The sequence below is a fragment of the Saccharothrix hoggarensis genome, assembly GCF_042678885.1.
GTDB lineage: Bacteria > Actinomycetota > Actinomycetes > Mycobacteriales > Pseudonocardiaceae > Actinosynnema > Actinosynnema hoggarensis.
Genome location: NZ_JBHTLK010000030.1, coordinates 1 through 24,397 on the forward strand (window position 1 = coordinate 1; position 24,397 = coordinate 24,397).

The 24,397-nt window shown below is 73.1% G+C and carries 24 protein-coding genes; 11 read left to right on the forward strand and 13 right to left on the reverse strand.

The genetic code is table 11. The features are described from left to right. From ACFQ3T_RS08745 to ACFQ3T_RS08770, 6 genes are all read left to right on the forward strand, one after another. A partial coding sequence (locus tag ACFQ3T_RS08745; RefSeq protein WP_380722139.1) for a PucR family transcriptional regulator occupies window positions 1-339 on the forward strand: 339 nt, incomplete at its 5' end. 173 nt (window positions 340-512) lie between these two features. Then, window positions 513-1,463, forward strand: coding sequence for an ACP S-malonyltransferase (locus tag ACFQ3T_RS08750; protein ID WP_380722141.1), 951 nt, complete (start codon window positions 513-515; stop codon window positions 1,461-1,463). After that, the gene (locus ACFQ3T_RS08755) at window positions 1,460-2,437 is read left to right on the forward strand and encodes a beta-ketoacyl-ACP synthase III (RefSeq protein WP_380722143.1); all 978 of its coding nucleotides are present in this window, start codon (window positions 1,460-1,462) and stop codon (window positions 2,435-2,437) included. The genes ACFQ3T_RS08750 and ACFQ3T_RS08755 overlap by 4 nt, the downstream gene beginning before the upstream one ends. Window positions 2,438-2,498: 61 nt before the next feature. Further along, window positions 2,499-2,738, forward strand: coding sequence for an acyl carrier protein (locus tag ACFQ3T_RS08760; protein WP_033437259.1), 240 nt, complete (start codon window positions 2,499-2,501; stop codon window positions 2,736-2,738). Next, complete coding sequence (locus tag ACFQ3T_RS08765; RefSeq protein WP_380722145.1) at window positions 2,735-3,970, forward strand: beta-ketoacyl-[acyl-carrier-protein] synthase family protein; 1,236 nt, start codon at window positions 2,735-2,737, stop codon at window positions 3,968-3,970. The genes ACFQ3T_RS08760 and ACFQ3T_RS08765 overlap by 4 nt, the downstream gene beginning before the upstream one ends. 24 nt (window positions 3,971-3,994) lie before the next feature. Next, complete coding sequence (locus ACFQ3T_RS08770) at window positions 3,995-5,422, forward strand: acyl-CoA carboxylase subunit beta (protein ID WP_380722147.1); 1,428 nt, start codon at window positions 3,995-3,997, stop codon at window positions 5,420-5,422. Between the two features lie 65 nt (window positions 5,423-5,487). Here ACFQ3T_RS08770 and ACFQ3T_RS08775 read toward each other — a convergent pair whose 3' ends face one another. From ACFQ3T_RS08775 to ACFQ3T_RS08785, 3 genes are all read right to left on the reverse strand, one after another. Continuing rightward, window positions 5,488-6,060 (reverse strand): hypothetical protein, encoded by a 573-nt coding sequence (locus ACFQ3T_RS08775; RefSeq protein WP_380722149.1) that lies wholly within the window; start codon window positions 6,058-6,060, stop codon window positions 5,488-5,490. Window positions 6,061-6,206: 146 nt separating this feature from the next. Beyond that, entirely contained in the window at window positions 6,207-6,710 is a 504-nt protein-coding gene (locus ACFQ3T_RS08780; RefSeq protein ID WP_380722151.1) for a DUF3145 domain-containing protein, read from the reverse strand. Between the two features lie 271 nt (window positions 6,711-6,981). Beyond that, complete coding sequence (locus tag ACFQ3T_RS08785; RefSeq protein WP_380722153.1) at window positions 6,982-8,424, reverse strand: S8 family peptidase; 1,443 nt, start codon at window positions 8,422-8,424, stop codon at window positions 6,982-6,984. Window positions 8,425-8,577: 153 nt separating this feature from the next. On the opposite strand from ACFQ3T_RS08785, the gene ACFQ3T_RS08790 reads away from it, so the two are divergent. Further along, window positions 8,578-9,825 (forward strand): hypothetical protein, encoded by a 1,248-nt coding sequence (locus ACFQ3T_RS08790; protein WP_380722155.1) that lies wholly within the window; start codon window positions 8,578-8,580, stop codon window positions 9,823-9,825. A 97-nt stretch (window positions 9,826-9,922) separates the two neighbouring features. On the opposite strand, the gene ACFQ3T_RS08795 is transcribed toward ACFQ3T_RS08790, so the two are convergent. The 4 genes from ACFQ3T_RS08795 to ACFQ3T_RS08810 form a co-directional block, all read right to left on the reverse strand. Then, window positions 9,923-10,294: a hypothetical protein gene (locus ACFQ3T_RS08795; RefSeq protein ID WP_380722157.1), complete on the reverse strand. Its 372-nt coding sequence runs from the start codon at window positions 10,292-10,294 to the stop codon at window positions 9,923-9,925. Between the two features lie 94 nt (window positions 10,295-10,388). Beyond that, window positions 10,389-11,771, reverse strand: a complete 1,383-nt coding sequence (locus ACFQ3T_RS08800) for a dihydrolipoyl dehydrogenase family protein (RefSeq protein WP_380722159.1) — start codon at window positions 11,769-11,771, stop codon at window positions 10,389-10,391. Window positions 11,772-11,827: 56 nt separating this feature from the next. Next, window positions 11,828-12,433 (reverse strand): TetR/AcrR family transcriptional regulator, encoded by a 606-nt coding sequence (locus tag ACFQ3T_RS08805; protein ID WP_380722161.1) that lies wholly within the window; start codon window positions 12,431-12,433, stop codon window positions 11,828-11,830. A gap of 183 nt (window positions 12,434-12,616) precedes the next feature. Continuing rightward, a complete protein-coding gene (locus tag ACFQ3T_RS08810) occupies window positions 12,617-13,381 on the reverse strand; it encodes a hypothetical protein (RefSeq protein ID WP_380722163.1) in 765 nt (254 codons plus the stop codon). Window positions 13,382-13,549: 168 nt separating this feature from the next. Between ACFQ3T_RS08810 and ACFQ3T_RS08815 the strand changes: the two genes are divergently transcribed. Both ACFQ3T_RS08815 and ACFQ3T_RS08820 read left to right on the forward strand, forming a co-directional pair. Continuing rightward, a complete protein-coding gene (locus tag ACFQ3T_RS08815; RefSeq protein ID WP_380722165.1) occupies window positions 13,550-14,407 on the forward strand; it encodes an SGNH/GDSL hydrolase family protein in 858 nt (285 codons plus the stop codon). Between the two features lie 325 nt (window positions 14,408-14,732). Then, window positions 14,733-16,985, forward strand: a complete 2,253-nt coding sequence (locus tag ACFQ3T_RS08820) for a HelD family protein (RefSeq protein ID WP_380722167.1) — start codon at window positions 14,733-14,735, stop codon at window positions 16,983-16,985. Here ACFQ3T_RS08820 and crcB read toward each other — a convergent pair. From crcB to ACFQ3T_RS08835, 3 genes are read right to left on the reverse strand one after another with little or no spacing between them, the layout of a single operon-like run. Next, a complete protein-coding gene (gene crcB / locus ACFQ3T_RS08825; protein ID WP_380722169.1) occupies window positions 16,975-17,319 on the reverse strand; it encodes a fluoride efflux transporter CrcB in 345 nt (114 codons plus the stop codon). The genes ACFQ3T_RS08820 and crcB overlap by 11 nt on opposite strands. After that, a complete protein-coding gene (locus ACFQ3T_RS08830; protein WP_380722171.1) occupies window positions 17,316-17,738 on the reverse strand; it encodes a fluoride efflux transporter FluC in 423 nt (140 codons plus the stop codon). Before ACFQ3T_RS08830 ends, crcB begins: the two co-directional genes overlap by 4 nt. Continuing rightward, complete coding sequence (locus ACFQ3T_RS08835; RefSeq protein ID WP_380722173.1) at window positions 17,728-18,165, reverse strand: MarR family winged helix-turn-helix transcriptional regulator; 438 nt, start codon at window positions 18,163-18,165, stop codon at window positions 17,728-17,730. Before ACFQ3T_RS08835 ends, ACFQ3T_RS08830 begins: the two co-directional genes overlap by 11 nt. 416 nt (window positions 18,166-18,581) lie before the next feature. Between ACFQ3T_RS08835 and ACFQ3T_RS08840 the strand changes: the two genes are divergently transcribed. Next, window positions 18,582-19,388 (forward strand): SAM-dependent methyltransferase, encoded by an 807-nt coding sequence (locus ACFQ3T_RS08840; protein ID WP_380722175.1) that lies wholly within the window; start codon window positions 18,582-18,584, stop codon window positions 19,386-19,388. Window positions 19,389-19,421: 33 nt separating this feature from the next. After that, a complete protein-coding gene (locus ACFQ3T_RS08845) occupies window positions 19,422-21,494 on the forward strand; it encodes a diguanylate cyclase domain-containing protein (RefSeq protein WP_380722177.1) in 2,073 nt (690 codons plus the stop codon). A 101-nt stretch (window positions 21,495-21,595) separates the two neighbouring features. Here the strand turns inward: ACFQ3T_RS08845 and ACFQ3T_RS08850 are convergent, their stop codons facing one another. The 3 genes from ACFQ3T_RS08850 to ACFQ3T_RS08860 are packed head-to-tail and all read right to left on the reverse strand — an operon-like array spanning window position 21,596 to window position 24,377. Then, window positions 21,596-22,963 (reverse strand): NAD(P)(+) transhydrogenase (Re/Si-specific) subunit beta, encoded by a 1,368-nt coding sequence (locus ACFQ3T_RS08850; protein ID WP_380722179.1) that lies wholly within the window; start codon window positions 22,961-22,963, stop codon window positions 21,596-21,598. After that, window positions 22,960-23,283 (reverse strand): NAD(P) transhydrogenase subunit alpha, encoded by a 324-nt coding sequence (locus ACFQ3T_RS08855; protein ID WP_447009701.1) that lies wholly within the window; start codon window positions 23,281-23,283, stop codon window positions 22,960-22,962. Before ACFQ3T_RS08855 ends, ACFQ3T_RS08850 begins: the two co-directional genes overlap by 4 nt. Next, a complete protein-coding gene (locus ACFQ3T_RS08860) occupies window positions 23,280-24,377 on the reverse strand; it encodes an NAD(P) transhydrogenase subunit alpha (protein ID WP_380722181.1) in 1,098 nt (365 codons plus the stop codon). The genes ACFQ3T_RS08855 and ACFQ3T_RS08860 overlap by 4 nt, the downstream gene beginning before the upstream one ends. Between the last annotated feature and the right edge of the window lie 20 nt (window positions 24,378-24,397).

The following is a 24,397-nucleotide window of genomic DNA, read 5'->3' on the forward strand; positions in this document are numbered from 1 at the left end:
TGGCCCGCCGCGCCGCGCCCGGTGCGGTCGCTGGACCTGCCGCCGGAGCGCGCGCTGGCCGGCGACCCGGAGGCCGAGTGGCAGCTCGTGGACCGGGTGGCGCGGCCGCTGGAGGACGCGGGCGGCTCGCTGCTGGAGACCGTGGACACGTTCCTCGAAGTGGGGGGCGTGCTGGAGGCGTGCGCGCGGAAGCTGTTCGTCCACCCGAACACCGTCCGCTACCGGCTGCGGCGCGCGACCGAGCTGACGGGTCGGAACGCCAACGACCCCCGTGACGCTCTGGTGCTGAGGGTCGCACTGTCCGTGGGGCGGCTGGCCCGTGCCCGCGGCCTCTGGTGACCCGGTTCGGCGACCCTCGGGCGGGTGTGACGGACGACGCATGTCCGGTTTGAGCCGGGCTCCACAACACGCGACGTTGTTCTACGTTCATCGTGGAGTCACATTTGTAGAGACCCTACAAAGCCTGGTCCCCGGTTTCGTCTCTGGCGGCATCAGTGCGGGCCACCGAAAACGTGTTCAGTGAGCGGGTGATCGCGCTCCTCGCCCCCGGACAGGGGTCCCAGACACCCGGCATGCTCACCCCTTGGCTCGACGTCGAGGGGGCGGCCGAGCGCGTCGGCGCCTGGTCCGAGGCGACCGGCCTGGACCTGGCGCGCCTGGGCACCACCGCCGACGCGGACGAGATCAAGGACACCGCGGTCACCCAGCCGCTGGTCGTCGCACTCGCGCTGCTCGCCTACGAGGAGCTGCGCCGCCGGGTCGAGCTGCCCGCCGACACGATCATCGCGGGCCACTCGGTCGGTGAACTGGCCGCCGCCGCCATCGCGGGCGTGCTGAGCACCGACGACGCGGTCGCGCTGGCCGCCGTGCGCGGCGCCGAGATGGCCGCCGCGTGCGCGCTGACGCCGACCGGCATGGCCGCCGTGCTCGGCGGCGAGCCGGACGAGGTGCTGGCGCGCCTCGACGAGCTGGGCCTCGTCGGCGCGAACCGCAACGGCGCGGGCCAGATCGTGGCCGCCGGTCCGCTGGACGCGCTCGACGAGTTCATCGCGGCGCCCCCCGGCCGGGCCAAGACCCGCAAGCTGCAGGTGGCGGGCGCGTTCCACACCCGGTACATGGCGCCGGCCGAGGACGCGCTGCGCTCCCGTGCCGCCGGGATCGTGGTCAAGGACCCCGCCCTGCCGCTGCTGTCCAACGCCGACGGCACGGTCGTGTCGGACGGCGCCGAAGTGCTGAGCCGACTGATCTCCCAGGTGACCCGCCCGGTGCGGTGGGACGCCTGCCAGGCAACCCTGGCCGAGCACGGCGTGACCGCGGTGGTCGAACTGCCGCCCGCCGGCGCGTTGACCGGTCTGGCCAAGCGCGAACTGAAGGGCACCCCCACCTTGGGCCTCAAGACCCCCGACCAGCTGGACCAGGTCGTCGAGATGATCACCGCCGCGCGGGCGGAGGTGGCCGAGTGACCACCTTCTCGACGCCGACCGGCCCGACCGGCAGCCGCATCGTCGGCCTCGGCAGCTACCAGCCCGAGACGATCGTGAGCAACCACGACCTGAGCCTGCGGATGGACACCTCGGACGAGTGGATCCGCGACCGGGTCGGCATCGCGAACCGCCGCGTGGCGAAGCCGGACGAGCGGCTCGTCGACATGGCCATCGAGGCCGGCGCGAAGGCCGTGGCCGACGCCGGGCTCACCCCGGCCGACATCGGCGCGGTCGTCGTCGCCACCTGCACCATGCCGTCCCAGATCCCCAACGCGGCCGCCCAGGTCGCCGACCGGATCGGGATCAAGGGCGCGCCCGCGTTCGACCTGAACGCCGCGTGCGCCGGGTTCTGCTACGCGCTCGGCACGGCGTCCGACCTGGTCCGCGCGGGCACGGCGAACAACGTGCTGGTCATCGGCGCGGAGAAGCTGACCGACTGGGTCGACCCGGACGACCGGTCCACCGCGATCATCTTCGCGGACGGCGCGGGCGCGGCGGTCGTCGGCGCGTCCGACGAGCCGGGCATCGGCCCGGTGTCCTGGGGCAGCGCGGGCGACCTGGTCGACATGATCCACGTGGCCGACCGGGCCTCGTTCATCTTCCAGGAGGGCCAGTCGGTCTTCCGGTGGGCGACCACGCAGATCGCGCCGATCGCGCTCAGGGCGATCGAGCTGGCCGGCCTGGAGGTGTCCGATGTGGACGTCTTCGTGCCGCACCAGGCGAACCTGCGGATCATCGAGGCGATCGCGAAGCGGTTGCGCGCCAAGGGTGCCCGTGAAGACCTCGTGATCGCACGTGACATCGTGGACTCCGGCAACACCTCGTCCGCCTCCATCCCCCTCGCGCTGGACCACATGCGCGCGGCGGGAGAGGTGCGCAGCGGTGACGTGGCGCTGCTCGTCGGCTTCGGAGCCGGCCTGTCCTACGCGGGACAGGTCGTCCGGCTGCCGTGACCGCTATTCCAGACTCCGGTGGGACGACCCAGCCGGCGAAGCAAGAAGGAAGGGATTTTCAGTGAGCAACGAGGACATCCAGAAGGGGCTCGCCGAGATCGTCGAGGAGGTCGCCGGCGTCGAGGCGGCCGACGTGACGGTCGACAAGTCCTTTGTGGACGACCTGGACATCGACTCGCTGTCCATGGTGGAGATCGCCGTGCAGGCCGAGGACAAGTTCGGCGTGAAGATCCCGGACGACGAGCTGGCCAACCTCAAGACCGTGGGCGATGCGGTCAACTACATCGCCAGCAACGCATGACCAGTAGCAACGACGTCGTCGTCACCGGGCTGGGTGCCACCACCCCGCTCGGTGGCGATGTCGCCTCCACCTGGGACGCGCTCCTGGCCGGCCGCAGCGGCGTGACGCCGCTCGTGGGCGGCTTCGCCGAGCGCTTCGACCTGCCCGTGCGGATCGCCGCGCGGCTGGCGGTCGAGCCCACCGAGGTGCTGCCTCGGGTCGAGGCTCGCCGGCTGGACCGCTGCGAGCAGGTCGCGGTCGTCGCCGCGCGCCAGGCGTGGGCGGACGCCGGGATCGGCGAGGACGACGTCGACCTCGAACGGCTGGGTGTCGTGATCGGCACCGGCATCGGCGGCGCGATGACCCTGCTGGACCAGGACGACCTGATCGAGGCCTCCGGGCTGCGCAAGGTGTCGCCGCTGACGGTGCCGATGCTCATGCCCAACGGTCCGGCCGCGCACGTGGGCCTCGACCTGAAGGCACGCGCGGGCGTGCACGCGCCGGTGTCGGCGTGCGCGTCGGGCGCCGAGGCGCTGGCCTGGGCGTACCGGATGCTGAAGTCCGGCGAGGCGGACGTGGTCGTGGCCGGTGGCGCGGAAGCGTGCATCACCACCATCACCATGGCCGGGTTCATCCAGGCCCGGACCATGAGCACCCGCAACGACGACCCGGAGCGCGCGTCGCGCCCGTTCGACGTGAACCGGGACGGGTTCGTGCTCGGCGAGGGCGCCGGGATCATGGTGCTGGAGCGCGAGGACTTCGCCCGGGCCCGCGGCGCGCGGATCTACGGCAAGCTCGCGGGCGTCGGCACGAGCTCCGACGGCCACCACATCACCGCGGCCGACCCCGAGGGGATCGGCCAGTCGCGGGCCATCGCGAAGGCGATCCGGGTCGCGGGCGTCGACAAGGCCGACGTCGGCCACGTCAACTGCCACGCCACGTCCACCCCGGTGGGCGACGTGATCGAGCCGCTGGCGGTGCGCCGCGCGATCGGCGACCACCCGGTGCTGACCGCGCCCAAGGGCAACCACGGCCACCTGCTGGGCGCTTCGGGCGCGGTGGAGGCGATCACCACGCTGCTGTCGGTCCGCGACGGCATCGTGCCGCCGACGCTGAACCTGGAGAACCAGGACCCGAAGGTGGAGCTGGAAGTCGTCACCGGCGAGCCGCGCAAGATCGACCTGGTCGCCGCGGTGAACAACTCGTTCGGTTTCGGCGGGCACAACGTCTCGCTCGTCTTCACCCAGGCCTGACAGACGTCTACGAGGAGCTTCGCGATGACTGCCCTTGCGTCCCGCCCGGCGAACCCGGAGGCGGATGGCGAGACCGATCCGCGCGACCCGGAGGTCCGGCTCGCGCAACTGCTGGACCCCGGCTCGATCGCTCCCCTGCGACCCCGTGACGGCAGCGGCATGTTCGCCGTGCGGGGCCGGATCAACGGCGCCAAGGTCGTGGCCTACTGCAGCGACGCCACGCGGATGGGCGGCGCGCTGGGTTCCGAGGGGTGCAGGCACATCGTCGAGGCGATCGACACCGCGGTGCGCGAGCGCACCCCGGTGATCGGCGTCTGGCACTCCGGCGGCGCGCGGCTGCCGGAGGGCGTGGAGTCCCTGGACGGCATGGGCCAGATGTTCGCGGCGATGATCCGCGCGTCCGGTCGGGTGCCGCAGATCTCCGTGGTGGTCGGCCCGGCCGCGGGCGGTGGCGCCTACGGCCCCGCCCTGACCGACGTGGTGATCATGGCCCCGGCCGGCAAGGTCTTCGTGACCGGGCCGGACGTGGTCCGGTCGGTGACCGGCGAGCAGATCGACATGGACGGCCTCGGCGGCGCGGAGGCGCACGGGCGCAAGTCCGGCGTGGTGCACGTGATCGCGGACGACGAGCCGGACGCCTACCAGCGGGCGCGGCGGATCACCGGGCTGTTCGCGCAGCCCGGCGTGTTCGACCTCCACTCGGTGCCGGACGGCGACGACCTGCGGGCGTTGCTGCCGGAGCAGCCGCAGCGGGCCTACGACGTGAAGCCGCTGGTGCGGGCGATCCTCGACGACGACTCGTTCGAGGAGCTGCAGGCGAAGTGGGCGCCGAACGTCGTGGTCGGCCTCGGCCGGCTCGGTGGCCGCACGGTCGGCGTGATCGCGAACAACCCGATCCGCAAGGGCGGGTGCCTGGACTCGCTGTCGGCGGAGAAGGCGGCCCGGTTCGTGCGGATGTGCGACGCGTTCGGCGTGCCGCTGCTGGTCCTGGTGGACGTGCCCGGCTACCTGCCGGGCGTCGGCCAGGAGTGGGATGGCGTGGTGCGGCGCGGCGCGAAGCTGCTGCACGCGTTCGGCGAGGCCGTGGTGCCGCGGGTGACGTTGGTGACGCGCAAGTCGTACGGCGGCGCGTACATCGCGATGAACTCGCGGTCGCTGGGCGCGACGGCGGTGTTCGCGTGGCCGATCGCCGAGGTGGCCGTGATGGGCGCCAAGGCGGCGGTCGGCATCCTGCACCGCAAGAAGCTCGCGGCCGTGCCGGACGACGAGCGGGAGGCGTTGCACGCCAAGCTGGTCGAGGAGCACGAGCGGATCGCCGGCGGCGTGGAGCGGGCGATCGCGATCGGCGTCGTGGACGAGGTCGTCGAGCCGACGCGGACGCGGCGGAAGCTGGCCCAGGCCCTGGCGGCCGCGCCGGCCGGCCGCGGCGCGCACGGCAACATCCCGCTGTAGGGCGGGACGGCGTTCGGTGGGGTCGCTTCGTCGGGGGGCGACCCCACCGCCGTGTCCGGGGCCGGTCAGCAGGGGGTGAACTGGGAGGCCGAGCCCTCGGCGCCCAGGTCGACGCGGAGGGCGCCGCGCTCCTCCTGCACCGGGTACACCACGCGCCAGTGGATGCAGTCGGCCTGGAGCTCGGCCGGCGCCTTGGCGACGTCCTGCGTGCTGGTGAACGTCATGAGCACCCGCAGCCTGCCCTGGGTGACCGTCTCGACGCGGTGCACCAGGATCGTGCCGTCGCGGGAGCTCTCGTAGTCCGACAGCCAGCGGAACTTCGGCGTCTGGCTCACCCGGTGCGCGGTGACGGTCTTGGTCCACTGCTCGTAGTCGTGGCTGTTGATCGCGTCGAAGAACTGCTGCAGCACCTCGCGCACCCGCGCGCCGTCCGGGTGCTGCGACGCGTCGATGCTGAGCTGCACGTCGCCGCTGCCGGGTTGGTCGCCGGGCGGGACGGGGCTGGACGAGCTGGGCAGCGCGATCTGCTCGTTCGGCGCGCCCGCGGGCCGGTGGTAGGCCTCCCGCGCGAGCACGCCGACACCGGCCGTGGCGGCGGCGACCACGAGCACGACGGGCAGCAACACGCGGGCGGACACGCCACGAGAGTGCCACAGCGCACGTCCGGGCGGCCAACCACCCGGAAGGCCCAATGGCCACCCGTCAAACGTGCCGCGAACGGCCGGGAACGACACCGCGGGTGATCACGTCGGGGCGCGCTCACCCGCCGGCGAGGCCGGCCCGATCACCCCACGCGGTGCAGCCAGGTGACGGGCGCGCCGTCGCCGGCGCGGCGGAACGGTTCGAGGGCGTCGTCCCAGGCCGCGCCCAGGATCTCGTCCACGCCGTGCGCGAACGACTCGCCGCCGCGGCTGCGCGCGGCCAGGGACCGGAGCTGGTCCTCGGGCACGACGATGTCGCCGTTCGCGCTGGTGCGGGCGTGCCACAGGCCCAGCACGGGCGCGAAGCAGTACCGCGCGCCGTCCACGCCCGGGCTCGGGTCCTCCGTCACCTCGAACCTGAGCATCGGCCACGCCCTGAGCGCGGACACGAGTCTGGCGCCGGTGCCGGCGTCGCCGGTCCAGTTGCATTCGGCGCGCAACTGACCGGGCGCCGCGGGTTGCGCCGCCCACTTGAGGTCCGCTCGCTCACCGAGGGTGCCCGAGATCGCCCACTCGACGTGCGGACAGACCGCAGACGGCGACGAGTGGACGTAGACCACGCCACTGCTGCTGCCACGGGTGCTCACAGCTGACCTCCGCTACTCGACGAGGGACGTCTTCCCCTACGACCTCTCGATGACGCGGACGATCTTGTGAATTCCCGACTTGGTCATTCTGCCCGCTGTGGCAGCAGTCCGCCATAAGAACCAGCCCGCTCCTCACCCGGGCGGGTCGGATACAGGACTTTCGACCCTGATCCGCCGACCTCGCGGCCCGGGGGTGCGGGCCGCGAGGTCACTTTCCGGGATCAGCCGGACACGATCACGTGATCACCGGCGCCCGGTGATCACCGGGCGGTCAGCTCGCGCCCAGCGCGCGGGCCGCGGCGACGACGTCGACCAGGCCCGTCCCCTTGTCGTGGCTGGTGGTGTACGGGCCGACGGCCTGGTAGCCGGAGCCGTACTTGTGGGCCGTGGACTTCAACGCCGCCTCGACCTGGGCGGGCGTCGCGCCGGGGTTGGCCTGGAACAGCTGGGCCACGATGCCGGTGATGTGCGGCGCGGCCATCGACGTGCCGCTGATCGTGTTGAACGTGCCGAGGTCGAGCACGCCGGGGCCGTTCTGCGGCTTGAGGCCGGTCGCGCAGATCACCAGGTACGGGCGGCACGCCGCGGTGATGTCCTCGCCGGGCGCGGAGATGTCCGGCCACGTCGCGGAGTCCGTCGCCAGGCCGCGCGACGAGTAGTCCGACACCGCGCCGTCCCGGGTGCCGGTGCCCAGGTCGTGGTAGGACGCCACGGAGAGCACGCCGGGCGTCGGGTCCTGGCCGGGCGGGTTGGACAGGTTCGCGCTGCCGTCGCCGCCGTCGTTGCCGTTCGCCCACACCGTCACGACGCCTTCGGCGGCCAGCGCGCGCTGGAGCTTGACGGTGGCGGAGTTCGGGTCGAACGCACCGCCGCCGGACGGGCCGTAGGAGTTGTTGATCGCCTTGATCGGCGGGCACACCGACGCCGGGACGTTCGCGCCGCACGGCGCGCGGTGGTTCTCCAGCACCCAGTTCAGCGCGGCGTCGGCGCCGATGATGAACAGCACCGCGCCGGTCGAGATCACCACGGCCTTCGCGCCGGGGGCCGCGCCGCGCACGACCGTGCCGTCGGTGAGGGTGGTGTCGCCGCCGACCGCGATCCCGGTGACGTGGGTGCCGTGGCCGCCGACCGCGAGCAGGTCGGTGTCGACGTTCGTCGGCACGTCGAGGATGCACCCGGTGCCGGTGCTCGCCTCGTCGAGGCAGACGCTCTTGAGGTTGCGGACGATCTTGGTGGTGCCGTCGGCCTGCCGGAACGCCGGGTGGGTCGGGTCGACGCCGGAGTCGATCACCGCGACGGTGACGCCGCTGCCGTCGAGGGCCTGGCCGTTGGCGCCGGTCAGGGTTCGGCGCGCGTCGAGCCCGCGGGTGGCGGTGTGCGAGGTGGAGCCGGTGAACTCGATCGGCCGGTTGGCCTCGACGTAGGTGACGCCGGCGGCGGCGCGGGCGGTGGTGATCTGCGCCGCGGTGCCGCGGGCGGCGACCACGCCGACGCGGTCGAAGCTGGTGATGCGGGACAGGCCGGCGACGCGCACGGCGCGTTCGGCGGCGGCGACGTCGGCGCCGTGCACGAGCACGACGCCGGACTGGCCTCCGGAGAGCTGGCTGGCGAGCAACGTGGAGACGGGGGCGAGCAGACCGGCCGAGGCGGAAGGTGCGACCGCTGCGGACAGTGCCAACGTTCCCGCCGCGAGCAGGGCGGCTTTGCGCGTCACTGGCTGACCTCCAATGCAGGGTTGGGCAATTCCACTAACGAGACACACCCGTTCAGGTGATGGGTGTCACGGAATGTCATCTCCTGCGATGCGCTCAGCCAGCTCGCCGCGAACGGCGCTACCGTGTCGAACCGTGTGGAACGGTGTGATCTTGTGCGGCTGATCCGACTCGGGACCGAGCCGTCCGCGGTGGGAGCCGACGTGCGGGCGGCGCTGAGCACTTGGGGTGTCGGCGACGCCGTGCTGGGCGGCGTCGCGCTGCTGGGCGTGCGCCCGCCGGACTGCCCGCGCGACCTGGACGCCGTGGTGGTGCTCCCCCGCGGCGTGCTCGTCGTCGTCGGCGTGGACCTGCCGGACCCCGCCATGCGGCTGGAGGCCCCGCTCAACGGTCAGTGGAAGATCGACGGCTGGCCGCTGACCCGCCAGGACGGCGCGATGAGCCCCGCCGCGGAGGCGCTGGAGGCCAGCACGGCCGTCGCCCGCCGCATCCAGGACATGCGCGGCGAGCCGCTGCCCGTGACGACCGTCGTCGCCGTCGGCCCGTACGTCGGGCAGGTCGTGCAGCCGACCGTCGACCTGAACCGGGGCGTGCGCGTCCTGCACCCGAAGCCGACGACGCTGCTCGCCGCCGCCCGCGAACTGGCCACCAGCGACCGGCCGTGCTCGGCCGAGCACGCCGCCAAGCTCGTCGCCGTGCTCGCGCCGACCGGCGTGCCGCCCGAGCGGCGCCACCTGATCGCCGAGGGGTTCTCGGACGCGGCGGCCGACCTCGCGTCGGCGAGCACCATGCTGCTGCCGAAGGTCACCGTCGCGCCGCCGAAGCGGAGGGTGCTGCCGTACGTCGGGGCGGCCGTGGTCGGCGTGCTGCTGGTCGTGGCCCTGATCGCGTCCCTGTCGGCGGGTGACACGGCGGACAGCGCGTCGTCCGCCGCGCCGACCCCGCAACCGACGACCGTGGTCGTGGACGGCCGCAACTTCACCCCGCGCGGCGCGGACCGGACCGACGACTGCGCCTCGCGCGCGTTCGGCGACGTGCAGGCGTGGCTGTCCGGGCACGTGTGCATGCAGTTGCGGCGGGCGCAGTACGAGACCGCGGAGGACGGCCGCAAGGTCGCCGTCGCGATCGCGGAGCTGAACCTGCCCGATGCCACCAGGGCGTCCGAGCTGCACGCGGTCGCGTCGACGGCGGGCGCGGGCGGCGTCACGCCGCTGGTCCAGGACGGCAAGGGGTGGACCGGCGGTCCGACGACGTTCGACCGCTCGCTGATCCGGGTGACGGTGAAGGGCGCGCAGCTGCGCATCACCCAGGTGGTGTGGGCGGAGGGCGAACCCGACGCGGCCGACCCGAAGCTGGCGACGATCGCCGACCAGGCGATGCGGCTGCCGGCCGCGCAGCAGTGACCGGGGTGTCGACGGCCGACGCGCGGCGGTGACCAGGCAGTCAGGGCGGTAGCCGGAACGTCAGCGGCCGGGAGCGTCAGCGCGGTAGCCGGGAGCGTCAGCGGCCGACGCGCACCATGCCGACGCCGATCAGGCCGAACGCGACGTGCAGCACGATCACCAGCCCGGCGACCGCGCACACCGTCTCGGTGCCCGGCCTGCCCGCGATGAACCCGAACGAGCACAGCCATCCGGCGACCGCGATCGCGAAACCGGGGAACAGCACGGACCTCGGCACGTGCGCCAGGCACAGCAACGCGTGCGAACGCGCGCGGAACAACGTGTGCAGGACGACCGGCAGGACCAGGAACCCCGGCAGGTACACGACGGTCGGGGACCACGACGGCCAGCCCGGCAGGAACGTCGTCACGATGACGAAGGCGCACCAGAGGACCGCGCCGATCGCGACAGCCACCGCTCCCCTGGTCACCCACGGAGTGTAGGCCGCAGATTTCGTGATTCGTCAGCCATTCGGCCCACCGGGTGACCCCTTCGGCCACCGGCGCGGGACGTCACCGGCGCCGTCAGAGGCCGTACGCCTCCAGCAGCCGCAACCAGACCTCGCTGATCGTCGGGTACGCCGGCACCGCGTGCCACAACCGGTCCACGGTGACCTCGCCGACGATCGCGATCGTGGCCGCGTGGACCAGCTCGGCGACGTCGGGGCCGGCGAACGTGACGCCGACGAGGGTGCGCCTGCGCTCGTCCACGACCATCCGCGCCTTGCCCCGGTAGCCGTCGGCGTGCAGGGACGACCCGGCGACCGCGATGTCGAGGTCGACCACCCGGATCTCCAGCCCCGCCTCGCGCGCCTGCGCCTCGGTCCAGCCGACCGAGGCGACCTCGGGGTCGGTGAAGACGACCTGCGGCACGGCGGTGTGGTCCGCCGTGGCGACGGCGGCCGTCCACGGCTCGGGGTCGCGGGCGCCGGTGACGATCGCCGTGCCGACCGCCCGCGCCGCGTACTTGCCCTGGTGCGTGAGCAGCGCGCGGCCCGTGACGTCGCCCGCCGCGTACAGCCAGTCCACTCCGGACACCCGGCCGGTGTCGTCGACCTCCAGCGCCTTGCCGGGCTCGAACCCGTACGGCTCCACGCCGAGGTCGGCGGTCGCCGGCTGCCTGCCGGTCGCGACGAGGAGGTGCGCGCCGGACACCGCCGTGCCGTCGGACAGCCGCAACGAGACCTCGCCGTCCGATGTGGACACACCGGTGGCCTTGACGCCCGTGACGACCCGGACGCCGTCCTCGCGCAGCCCTTCGGCGACCAGGTCGCCCGCGAACGCCTCGAACTTCGGCAGCGGCCGCTCGCCGGACACGACCAGCGTGACCGACGAGCCGAGCCGGGCCCACGCCTGCGCCATCTCGACGCCGACCACGCCACCGCCGAGGACCACCAGCGACGTCGGCGGCTCGTGCGCCGACGTGGCCTCGCGCGACGTCCAGTACGGCACGTCGGCCAGGCCGGGGAGTTCGGGAACCCGCGGCACGCTGCCCGTGCACACGACGACCGCGCGGGTCGCGGTGAGCACGCGGCCGTCGACGCCGACCCGGCGCTCGCCCGCGAGCCTGCCGCGACCGCGGACCACGGTGAGGCCCGCGCCCTCGGCCCACTCGACCTGGCCGGAGTCGTCCCAGTCCGACGTGAAGGCGTCCCGCCGCTTCAGCACCGCCGCCGGGTCCAGCCGGTCACCGACCGGCACGCCCGGCACCCGGCGCGCGGCGGCGAGCGCGTGACCGGGGCGCAGCAACGCCTTGCTCGGCATGCACGCCCAGTACGAGCACTCGCCGCCGACGCGTTCGGCTTCCACCAGCGCGGTCCTGAGGCCGCCGGCGGCGGTCCGGGCGGCGGCGTTCTCGCCCACCGGGCCGCCGCCGATCACGATCACGTCGAAGTCGTCGTCGCTCACCGGTCCACCCCACACCACCCCGACCGGTGCGGCAAGTCACGCGGGGAGCGACGGCGTCACGCGGGGTCGAACACCCCGGAGAGCATCTTGAGGATCACGCCGTCGGCGGTGCGGAGGACCACCGGGCGTTCGTCGGGCGCGACCCGTTCGGCCAGCTTGAACATCGCGTCGGCGGTCTGGGCCGCCATCCGGAACGTCAACGTGACGGGCGCGTCGCCGCGCACCGCGAAACGGCCGAGGAACAGGTCCCGCAGCCGTTCGGCCATGAGCTCGTACTGGTCGACGGACGAGTCGAGCCGGTGCCCGTCGAGCAGGTCGCTGAACCGCACCCGGCCGAACCCGGGCAGTTCCACGAGCATCCGGAGGTAGATCCCGACGACCTGCTGCACGGCCTCCCGCCAGTCGGGCGCGAGCCTCCCCTCGGTGAACAGGGTTTCGACGCGGGCCAGGTACTCCTCCATGCCCCGCAACGCCAACGCGTGGACGACGGAACGCTTGTCCGGGAAGTATTGGTAGAACGAGCCGATTGGCACGCCTGCCAGCTCCACGATCCGGGCTGTGGTGATGTCGTCGTAGTCGTAGTCGTTGAGCAGGGTCGCGCAGGCATCGACAATCGCGGTGACCGTGGCGGCACCGCGCTGCTGAACGGGCTGACGGCGCATCACCTTGGCTAAGCGGTTTTCGGCGGGATTTTCTGGCACGCGCACATCTTGATGGATACGGACCGGTAAGCCCAAACAGGCGAATCCGGAATGTGATGTGAGGTTCACTCGACTTCCGCGGTGTGATTGTCGTGCGCCAAAACAAATCGGCCCGGCCCGACCGTCATCGGAAATCGAACGGCGTCACCGGTAACCGCGCTGCGCCGGAACCGGTTCGGGCAGTTCACCGGGTGTGCCGGCGGGCCGGGGCCGTTCGGCGGAAGCGGCGCGGACGATCGGCGCGCCGGCCCGGCGGCGGGGTGGCCGAGTGACGTAGGGGCCGACCAGTCGGGTGAGCGCCAGGCCGGGCGCGACGAGCGGCACGACCGCCGACAGCGCCACCGCCGTCGCGCCGGCCCGCGCGACGTCCTTCGGGATCACCGCGATCCGGTCGACCACGAACGCCCGCCGGCCGGTGAGCGACACCAGCCCCATCACGGCGAGGAACACGGCGAGGGCCACCAGCGCCCACCGGACCGCGACGTAGCCGACGTCCTCGGCCGCCGCCATCACCGCGAGCCAGCCGAGCAGCGCCGACCCCTGCCGGCGCGCGGTCGTCATGGCCCACAGCAGCCCGCCCGACACGGCGAGGAACCCGGTGCGCCCGTCGCACCAGCGGCCGACCGCGTCGAGCCACCCCGTCGGCAGGCCGGCCCACCGCACCGGCAGCACGTCCAGCGGGCTCGGCCCGCCGAACGCCTGGCCGACCACCCAGGCCAGGGACCACGCCGACACGACCGCGGCGATCCCGAGCTGCCACCGCGACCGGTCCACCGCGACGCGGCACAGCCGGGCCAGCTCCTGGCGCTTCTCCCTCACCCGCTCCAGCGTGCCGGGAGATCGGCCGCCGTCGAGCCGCTTCACCCAGGTGCCCGGCCACTGCCGCTCATCGGGTGATCCGGTGCTCACCGCGCGTCCCGCCGAGGCCGGGCCGCCCCGTTCCAGCCCTTCGGAGACGCGCAGTGCGCGGCCTGCCCGCGACCCGCCTGGGTGATCTGCGCCGACTCCCCGGGCCGAGGCGCCGACCCAGGCCACATGATGTGACCCGAACCACCCGCTCACACAGAGGAGCCGAACGTGCGCAGGCTGCTACCGGCGTTGCTGGCGGCGTTGTCGATCACCTGGACCACGGCGGCCGCAGCCGCGGCCGAACCCGTGACGGCCCAGCCCGTCACCGAGTACGTCGCGCTCGGCGACTCGGCCGCCGCCGGGCCCCTGATCCCGGAGCAGGACCAGTCGGCCCCCGGCTGCCTGCGCTCGACCAACAACTGGCCGTCGGTGCTGGCCCGGACCCTCGGCGCGCGGCTCACGGACGTGACGTGCTCCGGCGCCGTCACCGACGACCTGACCGGCTCCCAGCCGACGCTCGCCGGCCCCCAGCCGCCGCAGCTGGACGCCCTCCGCCCGTCGACCGAACTCGTCACGCTCACCATCGGCGGCAACGACGTCGAGCTCGTCGACGTCGCCGTGACCTGCCTCAACCTCATGCCCGAACCCCTCGGCTCGTCGTGCCGGGACCGCCTCACCTCCGGCGGCCGGGACCGGCTGGCCGAGCTGATCGACGCCTACGCGCCCGAGTTCGCCGCGGCCCTCGACGCGATCTCGGCGCGCGCGCCGCAGGCTCGGATCGTCGTGGTCGGCTACGGCACCTACGTGCGGCCCGGCGGCTGCTACCCGCAGGAGCCGATCTGGGCGCGCGACGCCGACTACCTCCAGGCGAGCATCCACCGGCTCAACCGCGTGCTCGCCGCCGAGTCGGCCCGGCACGGCGCGCGGTTCGTGGACATCGAGCCGCCGAGCGTCGGGCGTGACGTCTGCGCGCCGCCGGGCGTGAAGTGGTTCGAGGGCTTCGTCCCCACCTCGCCGGCCGCGCCGCTGCACCCGAACGCGCTGGGCATGGAGGGCATCGGCCGTTTCGTCGCCGGCCGGTTGTAGCGCGAGCAGCGGCACGGGGAGCCGCCGTCGAGCACCCGCTCGGCGGCGGCTCCGGCACGTCACGGGCGGTTCGAGGCGGGTCGGCACGGGGTAGCCGGAGGGGCGGTCCCGGAGCACGCGCGGGCACTGCGCACGGGGTGGCCGCGGAGCACGGCACGGGACCGGTTTCCCACGTCACGGGACCGGGCGGAGGGCGCGGAGTTGTTCACGCACCGGCGGCAAGAACGTGTAGTAGATTAGACGTTCTGCGCATGACGGGCGCAGGGAACTGTCAGCCGCAATGCGACACAGGCTGATAAACCACGCTATCCAGAAATGAGGCACGTTGTCAAGCCCCTCCGATGACCTCCGGCTCGCGGAAACCGAGTCGGAGCAGGAATACGTGTCGATGCTGTACGGCAGGCTGGACGACCTCCGCGAACAGAGTTCGAAGCGCCTGGCCGGCGCGCTGCGGCAAACCGGCGGAACGCACCAGATGCGGTCCGAGCGGGACACCTCCGTGGCGATGTACTCCGACCAGTTGGCGCAGTACAGCGCGGTGGAGAACGGGTTGTGCTTCGGCAGGCTCGACTTCCACACCGACGAGCGGTTCTACATCGGCCGGATCGGCTTGTTCGACGAGGACAAGGAGTACGAGCCGCTGCTGATGGACTGGCGCGCGCCCGCCGCCCGCCCGTTCTACCTGGCCACCGCCGCCGCGCCGGACGGCGTGCGCCGGCGCAGGCACCTGCGGACCAAGCAGCGCAAGGTCGTCGGCTTCGACGACGAGCTGCTGGACATCAACTCGGTCGACCCGAACCGCCCGTCGGAGGGCCTGACCGGCGAGGCGACCCTGCTCGCCGCGGTCAACGCGAGCCGCACCGGCCAGATGGGCGACATCGTCGCGACCATCCAGGCCGAGCAGGACAGGATCATCCGCACCGAGCTGAACGGCGTCGTCGTCGTGCAGGGCGGTCCGGGCACGGGCAAGACGGCCGTGGCGCTGCACCGCGCCGCGTACCTCCTCTACACGCACCGCCGCCAGCTCGCGAAGCGCGGCGTCCTGGTGGTCGGTCCGAACGCGACGTTCCTGCGGTACATCGGGCAGGTGCTGCCGTCGCTGGGCGAGACCGGCGTGCTGCTGTCCACCGTCGGCGAGCTGTTCCCCGGGCTGACCGCGGTCGGCCGCGAGCCCGCCGAGGTGGCCGCCCTCAAGGGCCGCATCGCGATGGCCGACGTCGTCGCGCACGCGATTCGGGACCGACAGGAGGCGCCGAGCCTGGTCGAGGTCCCGTTCGAGCAGGACGTGCTGCGGCTGGACCGGCGGGCGATCACCGACGCCCGCGGCCGCGCGCGGCGCACCAGGCGTCCGCACAACGAGGCGCGCCGGACGTTCCAGCGGGAGATCGTCTCGACGCTGGCGTCGCAGGCCGTCGCCCGGCTGGGCCGGCACCTGCTGGACCAGGCCGACATCGACGACATCCGCCGCGAGCTGCGCGAGGACCCCGCCGTGCGGGCCGCGATCGACGGGCTGTGGCCGACGCTGTCGCCGCAGCAGCTCCTCGAGGACCTCTACGCGTCGCCGAAGCTCATCGCCAAGGCCACGCCGAAGATGTCGCCCGAGGAACGCGCGCTGCTGGCGCGCCCGCGCGGCTCGGAGTGGACGCCCGCCGACGTGCCGCTGCTGGACGAGGCCGCGGAGCTGCTCGGCGAGGACGACACCGAGGCCAAGGCGCGGGCCGAGCGGCAGCGCCGGCAGGCGATCGACTACGCCCAGGGCGTGCTCGACATCCTCGACCTGGAGGACGACGCCGACCCGGACATCCTGATGGCCACCGACTTGGTCGACGCCTACAAGCTGGCCGAGCGGCACGGCGCGGAGCGCTACGAGACGGCGGCCGAGCGGGCGGCGGCGGACCGGACGTGGACGTTCGGCCACATCATCGTGGACGAGGCGCAGGAGCTGTCGCCGATGGCGTGGCGGACGCTGATGCGGCGCTGCCCGTCGAAGTCGATGACCGTGGTCGGCGACATCGCGCAGACCGGCGACATCGCCGGCGCGTCGTCGTGGAGCGAGGTCCTGTCGCCGTACGTGATGGACCGCTGGAAGCTCACCGAGCTGACCGTGAACTACCGGACGCCGTCGGAGATCATGGCGGTGGCGGCGGACGTGCTGGCCTCCGTCGACCCGGACCTGGCGCCGCCGACGTCCGTGCGGGACAGCGGTGTCGAGCCGTGGAGCCTGCGGGTGTCGTCGCCGGTCGAGGCGCTGCCGCCGGTGGTGGACAAGGAGCTCGCCGCGATCGGGGACGGCAAGCTGGCGGTGATCGTGCCGTCCGCGTCGGTGGCGGCGCTGCGCGCGACCGTGCCGGGCGCGTCGGACGACCTCGACGCGCAGGTCGTCGTGCTGGGGGTGACCGACGCGAAGGGGCTGGAGTTCGACTCGGTGCTGGTGGTGGAGCCGGCGGGCATCCTCGCCGAGTCGCCGCGCGGCGCGAGCGACCTCTACGTGGCGCTGACGCGGGCCACGCAACGGCTCGGCGTCGTGCACACGGGCGAGCTGCCGGACGTGCTGCGGAGGCTGACCCCTACCGCGTGAGGGCGTAGCCGAGGGCGGCCGCGCCCACCCCGGCGACGAGGCTGGCAGCGACGTTGGCAAACGCTTGCCACCCGTGGCCCTCCTCGGCGAGGCGGACGGTCTCGTAGCTGAACGTGCTGTAGGTCGTCAGGCCGCCGCACAGGCCCGTGCCGATCAGCGCCACCAGGGCCGGCGACGCGCCGGCGACGCAGCCGAGCGCGAACGAGCCGACGACGTTGACGGCGAGCGTGCCGAACGGGAACCGGGACGGGTGGCGGGACTGGACGAAGCGGTCGGCCAGGTACCGCAGCGGCGCGCCCACGGCCGCTCCGACGAACACGAGGAGCGCGGTCACCCGGCTACCTTCCTGGTCACCGTCATGGCCAGGAAGGTCGCGCCGAGCGCCGGCAGCAAGGTCGCGAAGAGGTAGAGGACGGCCGTGGCCCCGCCCAGGCGCACGACGTCGAGCGCGTACGCCGAGAACGTGGTGAACCCGCCGAGCACGCCGACGCCGAGGAACGGCCGGGCGAGCCGGTGCAGGCGGGGCGCCAGCACCATGAGCACGCCGATCAACGCGCAGCCCAGCACGTTGACCAGCAGCACGCCCCACGGGCCGGCGACGGCGGTGGACAGCCCGTGCCGCGCCAGGCCGCCGAGCCCGCCGCCGAGGGCGATCGCGCCGAGGACCGCGGGTCCGAGTTCCCGCCGCTGCGCCGGGACGTCGAGCGAGACGTCCGGGTCGACGGGGTCGGGCGGCGGGGGATCAGTGCGCACGCAGGTGGTCCACCAGGTGGTCCAGCGCGGTGAGGGCGCGCACCACGTCGGCGCGCTCGCCCGGGTCGAGCTTGTCCAGCGCGGAGCCGATGCGCTTCTCGTGCGCGGCCTGCCAGACGGCCAGCTGCTCGTGCCCCTGCGGCGTCACCGAGAGCCGGGCGACGCGGCGGTCGGTCGGGTCGCCGCCGCGCTCGACGAGCCCGCTCTCGATCAGCTGGCCGACGAGGCCGCTGACGGTGTTGGGGGCCAGGCGCAGCTCGGCGGCGAGGTCGCCGACGCGCATGGGCGGGCGCTCGGCGAGCGTCTGCAGCAACTCGACCTGCGCCATCGGCAGGGAGTCCCACGGCCATTCCGACCGGATGCTCGTGCGCAGTGCCCGGCGCAGCCTCGTGACCACGTCGGTGAGCGAGCGTGCCTCGTCTGACATGCGCGAAGGGTACTGGCTCGCACCACCTCCGACGGTGGTTCGGTTCCGCAGCGCCCGCATCGCGGGACGGGTCCGCGGCGCCTCGCCCGAATGACAGGACGGCGCGGCACCGTCCACAGTGGCCTGAGCGTTCTCGGGACCCCCCTGGGGAGGTGACACTGGACCGGGTGGCCGTCGTGTCAACGTCACGCGCCTCCGGCGCCGACGTTCTCCGTGGCAGCACGGCGTTTTCCCGCCGGCGAGCGTGCCGTGGAGTCGGCATTCGGCGTACTCACCGTCACCACGATGCTCACCCTTGGTACGCCGATCGGGGGCAAGCGGTCCAGGCCCCTGCCCACGGCACTGACCGTCTCAGTAATCTCGCCCCGCCGGGGCGGGACGCTCGGGCGGGTACACACACTGGGTGAGGATGTGCGGTGGCGGAACAACTGAGCTGGGTACCGAACGACGTCGACACCGGGCTGCCCAGCGCCGCCCGGCTCTACGACTACCTGCTCGGCGGTGGCCACAACTTCGCGGCCGACCGGGTGCTGGCCGAGAAGTTCCTGCGGGCCCAGCCCAACGCCCGCACCATCGCCCGCCTCAACCGGGCGTTCCTGCGCCGCGCCGTGCTGCACCTCGTGGACGCCGGCGTGCGGCAGTTCTTAGACCTGGGGTCCGGCATCCCCACCGTCGGCAACGTGCACGAGATCGCGCAGAAGGCCGCGCCCGAGTCGCGCGTGGTCTACGTGGACTACGAGGACGTGGCCGTCGCGCACAGCCAGATGATCCTGGCCGACGACGACCAGTCGACCATCCTCCAAGAGGACATGACCGACCCGGACGCGGTGCTCGCCGGCGTCCACGCCACCGGGCTGATCGACTTCAGCGAACCGCTCGGCGTGCTGACCGTCGGGGTCTTCCACTTCGTGCCGCCGGAGCGCGACCCCGCGGGGGTGGTCGCCGCGTACCGCGACGCCGCCGCGCCGGGCAGCTACCTGGCGCTGTCCCAGTTCACCTCCGACCTCCAGCCCGAGGAGATGGCCGGGATCGTCGCCGTGATGAAGAACAGCGCGAACCCGATGTTCCCGCGCACCCACGCCGAGATCACCGGCCTGTTCGAGGGCTTCGACCTGGTCGAGCCCGGAGTGGTCCCGCTCCCGCTGTGGCGCCCGGAGGACGGCGCCGTCGACGAGGACGCCGACAAGGCCGGGATCTTCGCCGGGGTGGGCCGCAAGAGGTGAGGGCACATGTCGCCGCCGCCTAGGAGCCGGCGGTTGGACCTGGCACGCGAGTGGACGCGGGCGGTCTACCCGACCGCGTACGTGCCGATGTCCCCCGCCGAGATCGAGCGGTTCCTGCTCGACCTCGTGGACGTCATCGCCGACGCGCTGCAGGCCGAGCCGTTCACCGTCGACCCGGTCTCCACCGTCGGCGACCGGATGGTCGCGGCGCACTTCACCGGCCCGGAGACGTTGCGCCGCACCGTCGACGTGCTCGGGCACGCCCTGCTGTTCAGCCCCGAGCTGCAGGACGTGCCGCGGCTCGCGGAGAAGGTCGTCGCGATCCTGGGCGCCCTGGCCACGAGCTTCGCCACCGCCATGCGCGAGGACGCGTTCGACCAGCAGGAAGAGGTCAAGCGCGCGTTGCTGGCGGCGAAGCTGCGGGCCGAGCGGGTGCTCAAGGTCAGCGAGGCCCGGTTCCGCGAGGTGTTCGACTCGGCCGCGATCGGCATCGCCATCACCGACCTCGACGGCCGGTGCGTCGAGGCGAACAAGGCGCTGGCCGAGATGATCGGCCGCGACCGCGCCGACCTGACGGGCCTTCGGCTGTCCGAACTGTTCGACCCGGCCGACGTGGGCGCGCTCGTCACCGCGTACCGGGCCGTCGGCGAGGGTCGGCTGGAGCGGTTCCGCGAGCAGCGGCGGCTGCTGCGCGAGGACGGCGAGCCGGTGTGGGCGCACCTGGCGGTGTCGTTGCTGCGCGACGCCGACGGCGAGCCCGCGTACCACGTGACGATGGTGGAGGACGTCAGCGAACTGCACCTGCTGCAGAAGAACCTCGACTTCCAGCTCCTGCACGACGCGCTCACCGGCCTGTCCAACCGGCACCGCTTCCTGGCCCGGGTGGAGACCCTGTACGGCACCTCGCGGGGCGGGATCACCCTGTACTACCTCGACCTCGACGCGTTCTCCGTGGTGAACAACGGTCTGGGGCACGGCGTCGGCGACCAGGTGCTCAGGGAGGTCGGCCGGCGGCTGGAGGCGGTGTTCGTCGACGAGCACGCGCTGGTCGCGCGGGTGGGCGGTGACGAGTTCGCCGTCGTGGTCGACAACTCCCCCACCACGCCGACCGTGCCCGCGGTGGTGGAGCGGATCAACGCGGCGCTGGAGCGGCCGATGGACCACGGCGTGGCGCTGTCCGCGAGCATCGGCGTGGTCGACCGGCCCGCCGCCGGGTGGGACGTCGCCGAGCTCATGCGCGCGGCCGACGCGACCCTGCACCGGGCGAAGGCGGCGGGCCGGCGGCAGTGGCTGCCCTACGACCGGCACGCCGACCACGCGTTCCGGGAGCGGCAGTCGCGAGCCGCGCGGATGCCCGGCGCCGTGGCCGGCGGCGAGGTGGAGGTCGAGTACCAGCCCGTGGTCACCCTGTCCGAGGGTGGCGGGCGCGGTGACGTGCTCGGGCACGTGGTCCGGCTGCGGTGGGACGACCTCGGGCACGACGACTGCCTCGACCTGGCCGAGGCGACCGGGTTGTCGCTGTCCCTGGGCCAGTGGGCGCTGCGCGAGGTGGCGGGCGACGTGACGGGCCGGGTGCCGGGCGAGCCCGCCCCGGCGACGCCGCCGGCGTCCGACGGGTTCGGCCTGGTGCACGTCGAGCTGTCGCCGATGCAGTCCAGCGACGAGGACTTGGTCCGCACGGTGAAGCGGACGCTCGACGAGACCGGCCTGCCCGCGTCCCGGATCCGCATCCTCCTCGACACCCGGTCCATGCTCGAAGGCGCGGGCGGGGACAACGCGCAGGTGTTGCGGGACAACGGGATCGCCATCGGGCTGACCCGGTTCAACGGCGGGCAGGCGGAGTTGGCGCTGCTCGGCGAGCTGCCGGTGGACCTGCTCGTCCTCGACCCGTCGGTGGTGCGCCGGCTGGCCGACCGGCCGGAGGGCTTCCTGCCCGACGCGGTGACGCGGATGGTGGCGCTGATCCGGGAGTCCGGGATCTCGGTGGTCGCGCCGGACATCTCGACGGCGGACCGCGCGGCATGGTGGGCCGGGGTCGAGGTCGACGCCGCGTTCGGCGACCACCTCGGCCCCGCCGTGCCCGGCTACGAGCTGTCCGGACGCTGACCGCGACCGCACCGTTCCACCCGACGGCACCGTTCCACCCGACGGCACCGCTACGCCAGGCGACGCGTCGGGCCCGGCACACCACCGGGCCCGACGCGTCGCTAGACCTGCTTCAGCGCGGCCAGCAGCTTGGTCAGCGACTCCTTCGCGTCGCCGAACAGCATGGTCGTCTTCGGGTTGTAGAGCAGGCTGTTGTCCACGCCCGCGAACCCCGGCCGCATCGAGCGCTTCATGAACACCACGGCCTTCGCCCGGTCCACGTCGAAGATCGGCATGCCGTAGATCGGGCTGCTCGGCTCGTCCCGCGCGCCGGGGTTCACCACGTCGTTCGCGCCGACCACCAGCACCACGTCGACGCTGCCGATGCCGGGGTTGACGTCGTCCAGCTCCTTCAGGTGCTCGTACGGCACGTCCGCCTCGGCGAGCAGGACGTTCATGTGGCCCGGCATCCGGCCCGCCACCGGGTGGATGCCGTAGTGCACGGTGACGCCGCGCTGCTCCAACGCCTGCGCCAGTTCCCGCGCGGCGTGCTGTCCCTGCGCCACGGCCAGGCCGTAGCCGGGGACCACGAGCACCGAGTGGGCGTAGCCGAGCAGGATCGCGACGTCCTCCACCGTGCCGGACCGCACGGTCCGCTGCTCGTCGGTCTGCGCGGCCGCCGCGGTGGCCTTGAAGGCGCCGAACAGGATGTTGGTCAGCGGACGGCCCATCGCCTGCGCCATCAGCCGGGTCAGGATCGTGCCGGACGCGCCGACGAGCGTGCCGGCGACGATCAGCAGGGTGTTGGCCAGGACGTACCCGGACGCGGCGACGGCGAGACCGGTGAACGCGTTGAGCAGCGAGATCGCGATCGGCACGTCCGCGCCGCCCACCGGCAGCACGAACAGCACGCCGAGCGCGAGGCCGGCCAGCGCCAGCAGCACGAGCAGCAGCCCGTTGCCGGTGAGCACGACGGCCAGCGCCAGCACCGCGCTCAGGGCGGCCACGCCGAGGCTGACCGCCTGGCCCGCGGGCAGCAGCACCGGACGGGTGGTCATGACCTCCTGGAGCTTCAGGAACGTCACCACGCTGCCGGAGAAGCTGACCGAGCCGATCAGCACGGTGAGCACGGTGGCCACCTGGAACAGCACCGAGCCGTCCGCGACCTCCAGGAACTCCGTCAGCGCCACCAGTGCCGCCGCCGCGCCGCCCACGCCGTTGAAGAGGGCCACCATCTGCGGGATGGCGGTCATCTTCACCGACCGCGCCGCCGGGATGCCCACGGCCACGCCCGCCGCGACGGCGAGCAGGATCAGCAGCCCGTTGTGCGTCGCGCCGTGCGCGTACGCCGTGACGACGGCCAGCGCCATGCCGCCCGCGCCGACCAGGTTGCCCGCGCGGGCGTACCTCGGCGTGCTCAACCCCTTGAGCGCCAGGACGAAGCACAGCGCGGCGACCAGGTACGCGAGCTGGACCCAGGTGGGGCTCATCGGCCCGTCTCCTCGTGCCCGTTGGCCTCGCTCTTGACCGCCTTCGCCGGTTTGTGGCCCTTGAACATCTCCAGCATCCGGTCGGTCACCACGAACCCGCCCACGACGTTGACCGTGGCCAGGAAGACCGCGGCCAGGCCGAGCGAGATCTCCAGCGCGTGCTCGGCGCGGCCGGTGATGAGGATGGCGCCGACCAGGATGACGCCGTGGATCGCGTTCGCGCCCGACATCAGCGGCGTGTGCAGGATCGTGGACACCTTCGACACGACCTCGAAGCCGACGAACACCGCCAGCACGAAGATCGTCAACAGGTCGATCACGGCAGCTCCCTCCTCAGCTCGCCCGCGTGCGTGAGGCAGCAGCCCGCCAGCACCTCGTCGGTGAGGTCCGGCTCGACCCGGCCGTCCTTGGTCATCATCATCAGGAGGTTGGCGACGTTGCGCGCGTAGAGCCTGCTGGCGTGCACCGGCATGCTGCTCGGCATGTTCCTGGCGCCGTAGACCAGCACCTCGCCGACCCACGTCTCCTCGCCGGGGCTGCTGGCGGTGACGTTGCCGCCGGACTCGGCGGCCAGGTCGACCACCACCGAGCCCGGCGCCATCGCCTTGAGCATGTCGGTGGTGACCAGCACCGGCGCCTTGCGGCCGGGGATGGCGGCGGTGGAGATGACGACGTCCGAGGCGGCGACCCGCTCCGCGATCAGCTCCCGCTGCCGTTCCAGGAACGTCTCCGACTGCGCCTCGGCGTAGACGCCCTGCTGCGTCTCGAGGTCCAGTTCCAGGAACCGCGCGCCGAGGCTCCTGACCTCGTCCCGGGCGGCGGCGCGGACGTCGTACGCCTCGACCACCGCGCCGAGGCGGCGGGCCGTGGCGATGGCCTGGAGCCCGGCCACGCCCGCGCCGAGGACGAGCACCTTGGCGGGCGGGATGGTGCCCGCCGCGGTGGTGAACATGGGCAGGAACTTGGGCAGCCGGTTGACCGCCTCGACGACGGCCCGGTAGCCCGCCACCAGCGCCTGGGAGGACAGGGCGTCGACCGACTGCGCCCTGGTCACCCTGGGTAGCAGGTCGAGGCTGAAGGCGGTGACCTTGTTCGCCACCAGCACGTCGACCAGCTCGCGTTCGGCGTTGGGCTGCAGGAAGCTGATCGTGATGTCGCCCTCGCGCAGGGCGGTCGCCTGCTCGACGGTCGGAGGTTGGACGGAGACGACCACGTCGGACTGCCCGGCCGGGTGGTCCGGGATGGTGTTCGCGCCGGCGGCGCGGTAGGCGGCATCCGAGGCGTGGGCGTGTCTGCCCGCTCCGGCTTGCACGTCCACCGCGAGTCCGGCACCGATCAGCGTGGTCACCGTTTCCGGTAGACCGGCTACGCGGCGCTCAGCGGGCCGCGCCTCGACGGGTATGCCCACTCTCACGGAGAGTCACCCTAGCCGCC

Bases quoted from the DNA above. Each gene is read 5' to 3' on its own strand.
- ACFQ3T_RS08805 (WP_380722161.1), bottom strand. From the start codon at position 12,433: ATGCGCCGTCAGCCCGTTCAGCAGCGCGGTGCCGCCACGGTCACCGCG.
- ACFQ3T_RS08770 (WP_380722147.1), top strand. From the start codon at position 3,995: ATGACTGCCCTTGCGTCCCGCCCGGCGAACCCGGAGGCGGATGGCGAG.
- ACFQ3T_RS08850 (WP_380722179.1), bottom strand. From the start codon at position 22,963: ATGAGCCCCACCTGGGTCCAGCTCGCGTACCTGGTCGCCGCGCTGTGC.
- ACFQ3T_RS08765 (WP_380722145.1), top strand. From the start codon at position 2,735: ATGACCAGTAGCAACGACGTCGTCGTCACCGGGCTGGGTGCCACCACC.
- ACFQ3T_RS08835 (WP_380722173.1), bottom strand. From the start codon at position 18,165: ATGTCAGACGAGGCACGCTCGCTCACCGACGTGGTCACGAGGCTGCGC.